This is a genomic window from Bacillus sp. es.034, assembly GCF_002563655.1.
Lineage (GTDB): Bacteria > Bacillota > Bacilli > Bacillales > Bacillaceae_B > Rossellomorea.
In genome coordinates this window covers 3,348,140-3,362,067 of record NZ_PDIY01000001.1, presented here as the reverse complement: position 1 = coordinate 3,362,067, position 13,928 = coordinate 3,348,140, and the positions used below count along the sequence as shown (strand labels likewise).

Annotated in this window: 13 protein-coding genes; all 13 read left to right on the top strand. The window is 43.2% G+C overall.

Annotated features, from left to right (window positions below):
* The first annotated feature begins 1 nt into the window (after position 1).
* The 13 genes from yfmH to ATG71_RS17090 all read left to right on the top strand — a co-directional run bounded on the left by yfmH (position 2) and on the right by ATG71_RS17090 (position 13,925).
* Positions 2–1,291: an EF-P 5-aminopentanol modification-associated protein YfmH gene (gene yfmH / locus ATG71_RS17150; protein WP_098440724.1), complete on the top strand. Its 1,290-nt coding sequence runs from the start codon at positions 2–4 to the stop codon at positions 1,289–1,291.
* Positions 1,292–1,359: 68 nt separating this feature from the next.
* The gene (gene ymfI, locus ATG71_RS17145) at positions 1,360–2,076 is read left to right on the top strand and encodes an elongation factor P 5-aminopentanone reductase (protein WP_098440723.1); all 717 of its coding nucleotides are present in this window, start codon (positions 1,360–1,362) and stop codon (positions 2,074–2,076) included.
* A gap of 88 nt (positions 2,077–2,164) precedes the next feature.
* Positions 2,165–2,422 carry a DUF3243 domain-containing protein gene (locus ATG71_RS17140; protein WP_098440722.1) on the top strand — a complete coding sequence of 86 codons (258 nt, stop codon included), beginning with the start codon at positions 2,165–2,167 and terminating at the stop codon, positions 2,420–2,422.
* Between the two features lie 231 nt (positions 2,423–2,653).
* The gene (locus ATG71_RS17135; RefSeq protein WP_034760078.1) at positions 2,654–3,445 is read left to right on the top strand and encodes a DUF3388 domain-containing protein; all 792 of its coding nucleotides are present in this window, start codon (positions 2,654–2,656) and stop codon (positions 3,443–3,445) included.
* A 19-nt stretch (positions 3,446–3,464) separates the two neighbouring features.
* Entirely contained in the window at positions 3,465–4,361 is an 897-nt protein-coding gene (locus ATG71_RS17130) for a helix-turn-helix domain-containing protein (RefSeq protein WP_098440721.1), read from the top strand.
* Between the two features lie 81 nt (positions 4,362–4,442).
* Positions 4,443–5,021, top strand: coding sequence for a CDP-diacylglycerol--glycerol-3-phosphate 3-phosphatidyltransferase (gene pgsA, locus ATG71_RS17125; protein WP_098440720.1), 579 nt, complete (start codon positions 4,443–4,445; stop codon positions 5,019–5,021).
* Between the two features lie 71 nt (positions 5,022–5,092).
* Positions 5,093–6,328 carry a competence/damage-inducible protein A gene (locus ATG71_RS17120; protein ID WP_098440719.1) on the top strand — a complete coding sequence of 412 codons (1,236 nt, stop codon included), beginning with the start codon at positions 5,093–5,095 and terminating at the stop codon, positions 6,326–6,328.
* A 198-nt stretch (positions 6,329–6,526) separates the two neighbouring features.
* A complete protein-coding gene (gene recA, locus ATG71_RS17115; protein ID WP_060669610.1) occupies positions 6,527–7,564 on the top strand; it encodes a recombinase RecA in 1,038 nt (345 codons plus the stop codon).
* A gap of 444 nt (positions 7,565–8,008) precedes the next feature.
* Complete coding sequence (rny, locus tag ATG71_RS17110; protein ID WP_098440718.1) at positions 8,009–9,568, top strand: ribonuclease Y; 1,560 nt, start codon at positions 8,009–8,011, stop codon at positions 9,566–9,568.
* Positions 9,569–9,730: 162 nt separating this feature from the next.
* A complete protein-coding gene (locus ATG71_RS17105; protein WP_061809970.1) occupies positions 9,731–10,534 on the top strand; it encodes a TIGR00282 family metallophosphoesterase in 804 nt (267 codons plus the stop codon).
* A 136-nt stretch (positions 10,535–10,670) separates the two neighbouring features.
* Positions 10,671–10,931, top strand: coding sequence for a stage V sporulation protein SpoVS (gene spoVS, locus ATG71_RS17100; RefSeq protein ID WP_034760060.1), 261 nt, complete (start codon positions 10,671–10,673; stop codon positions 10,929–10,931).
* A gap of 101 nt (positions 10,932–11,032) precedes the next feature.
* Positions 11,033–11,956 (top strand): dipeptidase, encoded by a 924-nt coding sequence (locus tag ATG71_RS17095; protein WP_098441883.1) that lies wholly within the window; start codon positions 11,033–11,035, stop codon positions 11,954–11,956.
* A 226-nt stretch (positions 11,957–12,182) separates the two neighbouring features.
* Positions 12,183–13,925 (top strand): 2-oxoacid:acceptor oxidoreductase subunit alpha, encoded by a 1,743-nt coding sequence (locus tag ATG71_RS17090; protein ID WP_098440717.1) that lies wholly within the window; start codon positions 12,183–12,185, stop codon positions 13,923–13,925.
* The last annotated feature ends 3 nt before the right edge of the window (positions 13,926–13,928 follow it).

Genomic DNA, 13,928 nt, shown 5'->3' with positions numbered 1-13,928 from the left:
GATGAAGAAAATTTCCTTCGATCAATTACAAGAAAATTTGTATTATGAAAAAATGTCTAATGGGTTGGACGTATACATCCTCCCGAAAAAAGGTTTTAATAAAACGTATGCAACATTCACAACGAAATATGGAAGCATAGATAATCATTTTGTCCCTTTGGATGAAGATGATTTCGTGAAAGTGCCCGATGGAATAGCCCATTTCTTAGAGCATAAACTGTTTGAAAAAGAAGATGGAGATGTCTTCCAGCAGTTCAGTAAGCAGGGAGCATCCGCCAATGCGTTTACTTCCTTTACAAGGACAGCTTATCTGTTCTCGAGTACGACAAACGTAGAACGGAATTTAGAAACACTCATCGATTTCGTTCAAGATCCGTATTTCACAGAGAAGACGGTGGAAAAGGAAAAAGGCATCATCGGTCAGGAAATCACCATGTATGACGATAATCCCGATTGGCGATTATACTTCGGGGTCATCCAGAATATGTACAAAAATCATCCTGTGAAGATCGATATTGCAGGAACGATCGAATCCATCACCCCGATCACAAAGGATATGCTCTATCAGTGTTATAATACATTCTACCACCCAAGCAATATGCTCTTATTCGTGGTCGGCTCCGTTGATCCCGAACAGATCATGAACCAGGTCCGTTCGAATCAGGAAGAGAAAGAGTATGAAAAAATGCCTGAGATTAAGCGTAAATTCGAGGATGAACCAGAGACGGTAGCGGAGAAAAAACAGGTCCTTAAGATGAACGTCCAAAGTCCTAAGTGCCTCGTCGGTCTGAAAGCTCCGGAACCAACCCAGCAGGGGCGGGAAATGCTTAGACAAGAGCTTTCCATGAATGTTTTCCTTGATATGCTGTTCGGAAAGAGCTCAAAGTACTATTCCGAACTATATAATGATGGATTGATCGATGAGACATTCCATTATGACTATACACAGGAAAATGGCTTTGGTTTCCTTACGGTCGGTGGAGATACGGAAAAGCCGGATGAGCTCTCTGAGAAAGTACAATCTCTCCTTCTAAAAGCGAAACGGGAATCTCTTTTTACAGAGGAAGGTCTTGAGAGAACGAAGAAGAAGAAGATTGGGGCATTTCTGCGTGCCATTAATTCCCCTGAGTATATTGCGAATCAATTTACCCGCTATGCATTTAATGAAATGGATTTATTTGAAGTCGTGCCTACCCTTGAATCATTGAAATATGATGATATACAGGCAGTTGCGGAGTCCATTATTAGTGAAGAACGATTTACTGTATGTCAGGTCGTACCTAAATCATGATGGAAGGGGAGCTATCCTTTAATAGGATAGTTCCTCTATTTATGTGAATGACGTTTGGAGTGAAACCAATGAAGTATGCATTAATTACAGGGGCATCAGGTGGAATCGGGAGTAGTACTGCTCTTACGTTGGCAGAGGATGGATGGAATTTATACTTGCATTATCATTCCAATGAAGGGGCAATAATGGAATTGGTTCGGAAAGTGGAAGCGCTTGGGGTGGAGGCAATCCCCATTCAGGGTAATCTAGCCAACCCGGAGGAAGTGGGAGATCTCGTCCATTCCATATTCAGGCTCGATGCGATCATTTACTGCAGCGGAAATTCTACCTGGGGACTCTTCCAGGACCATTCTGAGGACGATCTGAATCAGATGATCAACCTTCATGTCAAAAGTCCGTTGCTCCTTGTCCAAAAACTCCTGCCGAAGCTGATTGAGCAGAAAGGGGCGATCGTCATGGTGAGTTCGATCTGGGGACAGATAGGAGCTGCATGTGAGGTTGTATATTCTACCGTCAAAGGTGCTCAAATAGCATTTGTGAAATCCTTGAGTAAAGAGCTTGCATTAAGCGGTGTTAGGGTGAACGCCATTGCTCCCGGTGCCGTTGATACGTCCATGATGGGCTCATTCACAGATGAAGATAAAGATACGATCCGTGAGGAGATCCCTATGGGCCGGTTTGGTCAACCGGGTGAAATTGCTGACTCCATTCAGTTTCTTCTATCATCCAGGGCCTCTTATATTACCGGCCAGACCTTGTCCGTCAACGGGGGATGGCACACATGAAAAATTTTTCAATCAAATGATTACAGCGCATAATTTTTCCTCGGGGATACAAACTAAGGTTGTATTTCAATAAAGGAGGTCATGACAAATGTCTGTATTAGATAACTGGTCTGATTGGAAAAACTTTTTAGGGGATCGCCTAAACCAGGCAGAACACGGTGGCATGGAGCACGAAACGGTAAATGACTTGGCTTACCAAATCGGTGATTACTTAGCCAATCAAGTCGAAGCTAAGAACGATCAGGAAAAAGTATTAGCGGATTTATGGTCAGTCGCGTCTCCAGAAGAGCAACATGCCATCGCCAATATGATGGTCAAGCTTGTTAATAATAACGGTAGTCGTTAAGGAGAGGGATTTCCCTCTCCTTTTTCTTATGGAAAATGACCTGCACCTATATAATATTGGCCTTCAAGTTATCATTTTACGTATTAATGAAAAATTGTACATATTTATGGAGGTTTTGCTTTTCTATTAGCAGGAAATCATTTATTATAATACCTAGATGTTTAAATAACTTTTCGAAATATGTCGATTTTTATCGAAGTGGGATGTCACATTTTTCTGGGGAGGTAAGCGATGGAACGCAAAGAATGGTATTTAGAGTACGAAATACAAAAAAATCGTCCCGGCCTCTTAGGTGATATTTCCTCGTTATTAGGGATGCTTTCTATCAATATAGTGACGATAAATGGTGTGGATGAAGGAAGAAGGGGAATGCTTCTCCTTGCCAATAATGATGAACAGATCATGAGGCTTGAATCCATCCTTCAAACGATGGATACAATCAATGTGACAAAGCTCAGGGAACCTAAATTAAGGGACCGTCTTGCTGTGCGTCACGGTCGTTATATCCAGCGTGATGCCGACGACAAGAAAACGTTTCGATTTGTTCGTGATGAGCTTGGTTTATTAGTTGATTTTTTGGCTGAGTTATTTAAGCAGGAAGGACACAAGCTTGTTGGGATCAGAGGGATGCCCCGGGTAGGGAAGACCGAATCCATCGTGGCATCAAGTGTATGTGCGAATAAGAAGTGGCTTTTTGTCTCTTCTACTTTATTAAAACAAACGATACGGAGCAAGCTCATTGAAGACGAGTATTCCGCTGAGAATTTATTTATTATAGACGGCATCGTTTCTACACGCCGTGCAAGTGAAAAGCATTGGCAGCTGGTGAGGGAAATCATGAGATTACCTGCTGTGAAAGTAATCGAACATCCTGATGTTTTCGTTCAAAACTCTGAATATTCACTTGAAGATTTTGATTATATCATTGAACTTAGAAACGATCCTGATGAAGAAATTACATACGAATTAGTGGAACAAAATAATCTATTTCAAAATTCCGATTTTGGAGGTTTTGATTTTTAATGTTGGAAGGTGTTAAGTAGTGACGGAATTAGGAAATCGTTTAAAGGAAGCTCGAGAGGCTAAGAATTACAGCCTTGATGATTTACAAAGGATAACAAAAATTCAAAAACGCTATTTGATTGGAATCGAAGAAGGCAACTATGATGCGATGCCGGGTAAATTCTACGTGCGTGCATTTATTAAGCAATATTGTGAAGCGGTCGGACTTCCTCCTGAGGTGATCTTTGAGGAACACAAGGAAGAAATCCCGACGACCTATGAAGATGAAATACCGGTTTCCCTTTCAAGGGTGCAGTCCCGGAAGAGTGTTTCAGAGAGCTCGACGAAGGTATTTGACTTTCTACCGAAGCTCCTTATTGCACTCTTTGTCATCGGTGCACTTGTTGCGGTGTGGGTATTTTGGCAAGGGAAAGTAGGGGACAAGGCCCCTGAGTCCAATACGGAAGAAAACCAGACACAAGTAGATGTTGATGAGAATAAGAGTGCTGAGGGCGAGAAGGCTGCAGATGAAACAAAGGATAAAGAACAGGCGGAAGAACCCAAGCCTTCAGAAGATCAAAATGACGGTGAAGATAATTCCCAGTCTGAACAGTCTTTAGAAGCAGTGGACTCCTCAGATTATAAAACGACGTACGAATTAAAAAATGCAAAAGAATTCAAACTGCAATTGTCAGCTAAGGGAGACACATGGGTGAAAGTCTTTAACACCGACGACCAGGTTTTGTTTGAAGGACTGTTAAAACAGGGAATTAAAAAGGACTTTGACCTTTCCGATGATAAACAGGCATACCTTATTATTGGGGATGCTTCAAATACGGATATAAGTGTGAACGGCAAACGGCTTGAATATAAAATTTCTGCAACGGATGTCGTCAGGCAGGATATCATCATCAATTACGCACCACAAGAACAATAATTGAAGTGGGAGGAGTTTTAATAACTCCTTTTTCTTACATACTAAAGGTATACGTGTTTTTAAAGCATTGGAGGTAGAAAGGTGAACTTACCTAATAAGATTACAGTATCAAGGATATTTTTAATTCCATTATTTTTAATCATCATGCTTGCACCGTTAAATTGGGGTGAGATGATGTTTCTTGGGGCGGAAATGCCGGTGAAGCATTTTGTTGGAGCCTTGATTTTTATCATAGCGGCAACGACGGATTGGATTGACGGATATTATGCCAGGAAACTTGACCTTGTGACAAACCTGGGGAAATTCTTAGACCCGTTGGCAGATAAACTGCTTGTATCGGCTGCGTTAATCGTACTCGTTGAGCTGGGTCTTGCGCCATCGTGGATCGTCATCATCATCATCAGTCGCGAGTTTGCCGTAACAGGACTTCGTCTCGTATTAGCGGGGGAAGGTGAAGTGGTTGCTGCAGGTCAACTCGGGAAGATTAAGACATGGGCACAGATCATCGCCATCTCAGCCCTTCTTCTTCATAACGCCATTTTCGAACTGATCGATCTTCCATTTGCGACGATTGCTCTGTGGGTGGCTATGTTCTTTACCATCTGGTCAGGATGGGACTATTTCAAACATAATAAAAAAGCATTTGTGAATTCAAAATAACAGTGTACACCAGGGGATTGATTCAAATAGAATCATCCCCTTCTTTTCACCATATTTTAGGGGGAATTTTGATGAATGCAGAAATAATAGCGGTTGGTTCAGAGTTACTGCTCGGACAAATCGTCAATTCCAATGCTCAATTCATTTCCGAACAGTTAGCTGAAATGGGAGTGAACGTGTATTATCACACAAGTGTGGGGGATAACCCTGCCCGTTTACAGCAGGTCATTGAGGCAGCGAATAAGCGGGCGGACTTGTTGATCTTTACTGGAGGCCTTGGACCCACAAAGGATGATCTGACGAAAGAAACGATTGCAAATGCTTTAGGAACGACTTTAAGCATGGATCATGACGCACTGGAATCGATAAAAAGCTATTTTCAAAAGGTCAATCGTGATATGACTCCGAATAATGAAAAACAAGCCCTCATATTATCGGGTGCACATGTATTGAAGAACGAACATGGCATGGCTCCGGGGATGTTATTGAAAAAGGACGGCACTGCCTATATGCTTCTCCCTGGTCCGCCGTCTGAAATGAGGCCGATGTTTGATAAGCACGGCAAACAGGCGATCCTGAACTTGATGAAGAAGAAAGAAGTCATCCATTCACGGGTACTTCGTTTCTTTGGCATCGGGGAAGCAGAGCTTGAAACGGATTTGGAAGATCTGATCGACAGGCAAACCAATCCGACTATCGCCCCTCTCGCAAGTGACGGGGAAGTGACCTTGAGGCTTACGGCTAAGCACGAGTCAAGGGATGTTGCCGTGTCATTATTGGATACAGTTGAAAAAGAGATCTTGAACCGGGTGGGGGAATACTTCTACGGTTATAATCAGGATTCCCTTGTTGAAGTGGGGTTCCATTTATTAAAAAAGAAGGGCCTTACCCTATCGTGTGCAGAAAGTTTGACTGGAGGACTGTTTCAGGCTCAACTGACGTCTATACCCGGAGCATCGGACGTTTTGAGTGGTGGTGTGATCTGTTATCAAGATGAGATCAAGAAAAGGATTTTATCCGTTAATGATCGTACACTGAAACAGCATACAGCAGTAAGTGAGCAATGTGCACGGGAACTGGCTGAAAACGTCAGAGAGCTGTTTTCCACCGACATCGGGATAAGCTTTACAGGTGTAGCAGGCCCGGATGCTCATCAGGGTCATCCTGCCGGGACCGTCTGGATTGGATTATCAATGAAGGATGGAGCGACCAGGACATTTCTATTGAACCTCGGCGGTGGCCGAAATGGGAACCGGATGAGAACGGCGAAGTATGGTTGGCACTATTTGATCAAGGAATTGAGTTAGTTTGAAGAGGCTGTCTTCTTTTTGAAGGCAGCTTTTTATCATTTTTTCACTCTGGCACACCCAAAGAAAAAAACCGAATGAATGTTCGATTTTTTTCTTGTTTTCTATTATAAAAACGTTTATAGTATAGATAGGTTGGATTTGAGACAAACTTATAAGTTGTCAATTACAAGGTTTATATTCAAAGGAGGAAGATTTGTGAGCGATCGTAAAGCAGCCTTAGATATGGCGTTAAAACAAATAGAAAAGCAGTTTGGTAAAGGCTCAATCATGAAACTTGGGGAGAAAACGGACAGAAACGTAGTAACATGTCCAAGTGGTTCACTCGCACTGGATGCTGCTCTTGGAATAGGCGGATATCCACGTGGAAGGATCATTGAGGTGTATGGTCCCGAGTCATCTGGTAAAACAACTGTGGCACTTCATGCGATTGCAGAGGTACAGGCTCAGGGCGGGCAGGCGGCATTCATCGATGCAGAGCACGCACTTGATCCCGAGTATGCTCAAAAGCTTGGTGTAAACATAGATGAATTATTGCTTTCACAACCGGATACAGGTGAACAGGCACTGGAAATCGCTGAAGCACTTGTACGTAGTGGAGCGGTGGATGCCATCGTTATCGACTCTGTGGCAGCCCTTGTACCGAAGGCAGAAATCGAAGGAGAGATGGGAGACGCTCACGTAGGTCTTCAAGCCCGATTAATGTCACAGGCCCTTCGTAAGCTTTCCGGTGCCATCAATAAGTCGAAGACCATTGCGATCTTCATTAACCAGATCCGTGAGAAGGTCGGTGTCATGTTCGGTAATCCTGAAACGACCCCCGGTGGACGCGCACTGAAGTTCTATTCTTCCGTACGTCTGGAAGTCCGTCGTGCGGAAACCCTTAAGCAAGGGAATGAAATGGTAGGGAATAAAACGAAGATCAAAGTAGTGAAAAATAAAGTGGCTCCACCTTTCCGTGTAGCGGAAGTCGATATCATGTACGGGGAAGGAATCTCCAAAGAAGGTGAAATCGTCGATCTTGGGTCTGAATTGGACATCGTTCAAAAGAGCGGTGCCTGGTACTCCTACAACGAAGAGCGCCTGGGTCAAGGACGTGAGAACGCAAAGATCTTCCTGAAAGAAAATCCTGAGATCCGAAATGAAATCATGCTGAAGATCCGTGAACATTACGGATTGGATACAGGTCGTGCCGAAACGGACGATCAAGGTGAATTGAGTCTTCTGGAAGACTAAGTGATGAAGGAGAAGCAGACGTGATTTGGTTTGCTTCTCTTTATTATGTATGGGATAACCCGTTTTGGTGGAAAATAGTAACATTCCCTTTTCTCAGGAAATGGTGGGTAATCGATATAAGTCAGGTAATACATACCGGGAATCACTGATTGACCCAGAACTTCTCAAATAAAATGAAAAAGTTGGTTTTGGTTAAAAAGCATCCACAAGCCCAATGCGACAGTGTCAATTTTTGTCGATTGCAAAAAAACCCTTGAGAAATCTAGTGATAGAGGGCTCAACCACTTGACAATAAATTTTCAGAGATTTAAAATTAACATGTATATTTTACAAATTTTTCGAATGAATATTTGGAAGCCTAGCGCTGTATATTTTGTTCAAGTGAGCAATGTACAAGCCGACATGTAAAAGACATGACAGTTCATAGCAAGAGGAGGTGAAATAATGCAACCTATTACAATCATCTTCATTTTGCTTGGCCTAATCGTCGGTGTAGTTGTTGGATACCTAATTCGTAAGTCCATTGCTGAAGCAAAGATTGCTGGTGCTAAAGGTTCAGCGGAGCAGATTTTAGAAGATGCGAAGCGCGAGGCAGATGCTCTGAAGAAAGAAGCACTTTTGGAAGCAAAGGACGAAAATCATAAACTTCGCACTGAAATGGAAAATGACCTTCGTGAACGAAGAAATGAATTGCAAAAACAAGAAAATCGTTTGATGCAAAAAGAGGAAAACCTCGATCGGAAAGATGAAACGCTTGATAAGCGTGAAGGCTTACTCGAGAGAAAAGAGGGGACTCTTAACGAGAGACAACAACATATTGAAGAGATGGAAAGCAAAGTGGACGAGATGGTACGATCACAGCAAACAGAGCTAGAACGTATCTCTAGCCTGACTCGAGATGAAGCGAAAGGAATCATCCTTGACCGCGTAGAAAATGAACTCTCCCATGATATCGCCATCATGGTCAGAGAGCATGAAACCCGTGCGAAGGAAGATGCAGATAAGAAGGCGAAAGAAGTCCTTTCACTGGCTATTCAACGTTGTGCTGCTGAACATGTGGCAGAAACAACGGTCAGTGTTGTGAATCTACCGAATGATGAGATGAAAGGTCGAATTATTGGGCGAGAAGGACGTAACATTCGTACGCTGGAAACACTTACGGGTATTGATTTAATTATTGATGATACTCCTGAAGCGGTTATTCTTTCTGGTTTTGATCCGATTCGTAGAGAAACGGCTCGAATTGCATTAGAGAAATTAGTTCAGGATGGACGTATCCACCCTGCACGAATTGAAGAAATGGTGGATAAATCCCGCCGTGAAGTGGATGAGTATATCCGGGAAATTGGTGAACAGACAACTTTCGAAGTAGGCGTTCATGGCCTTCATCCGGATTTGATCAAGATCCTCGGGCGTTTGAAGTATCGTACAAGTTACGGTCAAAACGTTTTAAAACACTCAATGGAAGTGGCCTATCTGTCCGGACTACTAGCAGCTGAGCTTGGTGAGGATGAAAGACTCGCCAAACGCGCCGGATTGCTTCATGATATCGGTAAGGCGATCGATCACGAAGTGGAAGGAAGCCACGTGCAAATTGGTGTAGAGCTTGCAACGAAGTATAAAGAACATCCTGTTGTCATCAACAGTATTGCTTCTCACCATGGAGATACAGAGCCAACGTCCATCATTGCCGTACTGGTTGCTGCAGCTGATGCTTTATCTGCTGCAAGACCAGGAGCAAGAAGTGAAACGCTTGAGAACTACATCCGTCGACTGGAGAAACTGGAAGAAATCTCAGAGTCATATGAAGGCGTTGAGAAATCCTTCGCGATCCAGGCAGGACGTGAAGTACGCATCATGGTAAGACCGGAAGCCATTGACGATCTGGAATCTCACCGATTGGCAAGGGATATCCGTAAACGTATTGAAGATGAGCTTGATTATCCGGGCCATATTAAAGTAACGGTCATCCGTGAAACAAGGGCCGTCGAATACGCAAAATAAGAGGTTGACTCGAGGAGGGATATCCCCTTCGAGTCAGCTTTTTTTATCTCTTTCTATGATCCGTCACAGAATGGAAGATGGATTCTACCAGGATGAATAGGCGACAAGTGATTTGTGTTACAATAACGACAAGACTTAATACATATAGAGAAGGGAACTTTCATGAAAATATTATTTGTTGGAGACGTAGTCGGTTCAATGGGCCGTGAAATGATTACAGAATACCTGCCTAAGTTAAAGAAAAAGCATTCACCGGATTTTACAATCGTAAATGGGGAGAATGCTGCATCAGGTAGAGGGATTACTGAGAAAATATATAAACAATTCTTACAAGATGGTGCCAATATGGTCACCCTGGGAAATCACACATGGGACAATAAGGATATCTTTAATTTTATCGATTCATCCAAACAAATGGTGAGGCCTGCTAATTTCCCTGAAGGAACGCCGGGGAGCGGCTTAGTGTTTGCGGAAGTGTACGGTAAAGAGGTTGCGGTTATCAACGCTCAAGGAAGGACGTTTATGCCTCCACTCGATGATCCATTTAAAGCTCTTGATGAGCTTGTTGATGAGGCCAAAAAGAGGACCTCCGTCATATTCGTTGATTTTCATGCAGAGGCAACAAGTGAGAAACAGGCTGTAGGCTGGTTTCTGGATGGCCGAGTGTCTGCAGTGATTGGAACGCACACTCATGTTCAAACGGCGGACAACCGGATTCTTCCAAATGGGACTGCCTTTATGTGTGACGTTGGTATGACGGGACCATACGATGAGGTACTGGGAATGAGTAAGGATTCCGTTCTAAGGAGATTCCAGACGAGTTTACCTGTTCGTTTTGAAGTACCGAAGGCCGGACGTAAAATCCTGAGTGCGTGTTTAATCGACATTGATCAAAAGTCAGGGAAAGCGAAAAAAATCGAGCGCATATTGATTAACGAAGACCATCCATTTATGGCAGAATATTAAATGTTTTCCTTCCTTTTTCGGTGTGACCGGAATGATTTGTCCATTTCCTGAATATAGTATCAGTGGAATGATTTATACCAAGTTTGTTCTTTACCACGGACATACGGTATGGGGGAAATGACAAGGAGGAAAAGGAATGGAAATATTAAAAGTTTCAGCAAAATCTAATCCTAATTCTGTAGCTGGTGCACTCGCCGGTGTTCTTCGTGAGAGAGGAGGAGCTGAAATACAAGCAATCGGTGCAGGAGCTTTAAATCAAGCCGTCAAGGCTGTCGCCATTGCAAGAGGCTTTGTGGCTCCCAGTGGTTTAGATTTAATATGTATCCCGGCATTTACGGATATTCTGATCGATGGAGAAGAACGTACGGCGATAAAGTTAATTGTGGAACCAAGATAATAAACCATAGGCTGTTCATTAAAGGGGACCCTTTAGTGGACAGCCTTTATACTATGAACAAATATACATATTATCAAGAGAAACGGAAAGGAAGAAGAAAAATGATATTTGATGCACACTGTGATGTGTTGATGAAGCTATATTTAGAGCCGGGGAGTGGGGCCTTTCAATCGAAGGGTTCCTTACATATTACATATCCTCAACTCATTCAAAGCAGCAGTAAATTACAGTTATTCGCAATCTATATCCCATCCTACCTGAAGCCGGGTCAACGATTTCAAGTAGCACTTGAAATGGTGAATCTGTTTCATAATCAGATTCTCAAGCCAAACCCCAGGCTGAAATTTGTCACATCTAGAAAGGATATAGAACGTCTTTCAGAAGGTGAAATAGGGGCAATGCTGACACTGGAAGGTGTAGAAGCAGTGGAGGAAGATCTTACGAAGCTCGAAATCCTTTACAGACTGGGAGTCCGGTCGGTCGGTTTGACGTGGAATTGGGCCAATGCAGCAGCAGATGGCGCCCTTGAACCGAGAGGGGGCGGGTTGACCAACTTTGGGGAAGACATCGTCTCTTTCTTAAATGAGAAGAGACTTTGGACAGATGTATCCCATCTATGTGAAAAAGCATTCTGGGATGTGATGGAGTTAGCTGAATATCCGGTAGCATCCCACTCAAATGCATACTCAATCTGTCCCAACCCACGAAACTTAAAAAATGATCAAATTGAGGCACTCATCAAGAAGGACAGCGTAATGGGCATCACCTTTGTCCCACCATTTTTAAACAAGAAAGGGACAGCGGAGATTTCCGACGTAGTCCGCCATATCGAACATGTATGCAGTATCGGAGGTGAGGATCATATTGGATTTGGCTCCGATTTCGACGGTATAACCGAAACCGTCCAAGGTCTATCCTCATACATTCAGTATGAAAACTTAATCAACACCCTCCAACGATACTACAGTGAAAAACAAGTGAGGAAATTCTTATTCCAGAACTTCTTTAAGAGACTGCCTGATTGATTACATTAAAACCACTGAGGGAAAACCTTTAGTGGTTTAGTTCTGCTGATATGAACGTGTTTAGAATGATAATCTCTTCAATACAGTAGTGATTTAAAGAGAAAAGTGATAAACTGATAGAGTAAATGATATGAAAATGCTGCATCGGTAATAGATGATTGATCCTAATGAAGAGAATATGCTTCAACAATAGATGTTGCAAATAATGATTGAAGGGGTGTAATGAATGAAGGAACAGCTTTCATGGAAAGTTGGCGGACAGCAAGGTGAAGGTATTGAGAGTACAGGTGAAATCTTTTCCATGGCCCTCAATCGCCTTGGGTATTTCTTATATGGTTACCGCCATTTCTCCTCCCGTATTAAAGGGGGACATACAAACAATAAGATTCGTGTAAGCACCACACAAGTACGTGCGATTGCGGACGATTTAGATATTTTGGTAGCTTTTGACCAGGAAACGATTGATGTGAATTACAAGGAATTACATAGCGATGGCGTAATTATAGCCGATGCAAAGTTCAAACCTGTGAAACCTGAAGATACTGATGCTTCCCTTTACATTGTTCCCTTCACTGAATTAGCGACTGAGCTCGGGACTTCCCTTATGAAGAACATGGTGGCAGTTGGGGCTACCTGTGCCGTTCTCAATCTGGATCCAATTGTTTTCAAGGAAGTAGTGGAGGAAATCTTTGGACGTAAAGGTGAAACGGTCGTTGAGAAAAATATGGAAGCGATTAAGCAGGGATTCGCGGCCATGGAATCAGAACTCGGTGACAAGGTCGGTTCCCTGCAACTGAAAGAAGCAGACGGGAATAAACGTATGTTTATGATCGGAAACGACGCCATAGCACTGGGTGCACTCGCAGGAGGCGTTCGATTGATGGCGGCTTATCCGATTACGCCGGCATCTGAAATCATGGAGTATCTCATCAAGAAGCTGCCGATGGTCGGTGGGACCGTCATCCAAACGGAGGATGAGATCGCAGCTGCCACTATGGCAATCGGGGCGAACTACGGAGGGATCCGTTCCTTCACGGCTTCAGCAGGACCAGGGCTCTCACTTATGATGGAAGCGATCGGGCTATCCGGAATGACAGAACAGCCGCTTGTCGTGGTTGATACGCAGCGTGGGGGACCATCTACAGGGTTGCCTACGAAACAGGAACAATCCGATTTAATGGCGATGATTTACGGTACTCACGGTGAAATTCCTAAAATCGTCCTGGCCCCAAGTACAGTTCAGGAAGCGTTTTATGATACAGTGGAAGCTTTTAATCTGGCGGAAGAGTACCAATGCCCGGTCATCATTCTTTCGGATCTGCAACTTTCTTTAGGTAAACAAACGGTGGAACCACTTGATTACAGTAAAGTGGAAATTCGCAGAGGGAAGCTTGCAGCTAATGAATCTGAATTAGAAGAATTAGAACCAAAGAAATATTATAAGCGCTTTGAAGTGACTGAAGACGGAGTATCACCCCGCGTCATCCCCGGGATGAAAAATGGGATCCATCATGTTACAGGCGTTGAGCACGATGAAACCGGAAAGCCATCCGAATCTCCTGTGAATAGACAGGCACAGATGGATAAACGTATGCGCAAACTTGAGAAAATCAATTTCCAGAATCCGATAAACACACACGCCCCTCATGAAGAGGCTGATTTGTTATTAGTAGGCTTCAACTCTACACGCGGGGTAATTGAAGAATCGATGGCTCGTTTGGAAGCCGATGGATTGAAAGTGAATCATGCTCATATCCGTTTGATCCATCCTTTTCCGTCCGATGAATTGGAGCCACTTATGCAAACAGCTAAGAAAGTGGTCGTGATTGAAAATAACGCTACCGGACAATTAGCCAACATTATCAAAATGAATGTAGGATACGGGAATAAAATCGTTAAAATGACAAAGTATGATGGAACACCATACTTACCAAATGAAATTCATTCAAGATGTAAGGAGTTGAACTGATCC

Bases quoted from the DNA above. Each gene is read 5' to 3' on its own strand.
- yfmH (WP_098440724.1), top strand. From the start codon at position 2: ATGAAGAAAATTTCCTTCGATCAATTACAAGAAAATTTGTATTATGAA.
- ymfI (WP_098440723.1), top strand. From the start codon at position 1,360: ATGAAGTATGCATTAATTACAGGGGCATCAGGTGGAATCGGGAGTAGT.
- ATG71_RS17140 (WP_098440722.1), top strand. From the start codon at position 2,165: ATGTCTGTATTAGATAACTGGTCTGATTGGAAAAACTTTTTAGGGGAT.
- ATG71_RS17135 (WP_034760078.1), top strand. From the start codon at position 2,654: ATGGAACGCAAAGAATGGTATTTAGAGTACGAAATACAAAAAAATCGT.
- ATG71_RS17120 (WP_098440719.1), top strand. From the start codon at position 5,093: ATGAATGCAGAAATAATAGCGGTTGGTTCAGAGTTACTGCTCGGACAA.
- rny (WP_098440718.1), top strand. From the start codon at position 8,009: ATGCAACCTATTACAATCATCTTCATTTTGCTTGGCCTAATCGTCGGT.
- ATG71_RS17105 (WP_061809970.1), top strand. From the start codon at position 9,731: ATGAAAATATTATTTGTTGGAGACGTAGTCGGTTCAATGGGCCGTGAA.
- spoVS (WP_034760060.1), top strand. From the start codon at position 10,671: ATGGAAATATTAAAAGTTTCAGCAAAATCTAATCCTAATTCTGTAGCT.
- ATG71_RS17095 (WP_098441883.1), top strand. From the start codon at position 11,033: ATGATATTTGATGCACACTGTGATGTGTTGATGAAGCTATATTTAGAG.
- ATG71_RS17090 (WP_098440717.1), top strand. From the start codon at position 12,183: ATGAAGGAACAGCTTTCATGGAAAGTTGGCGGACAGCAAGGTGAAGGT.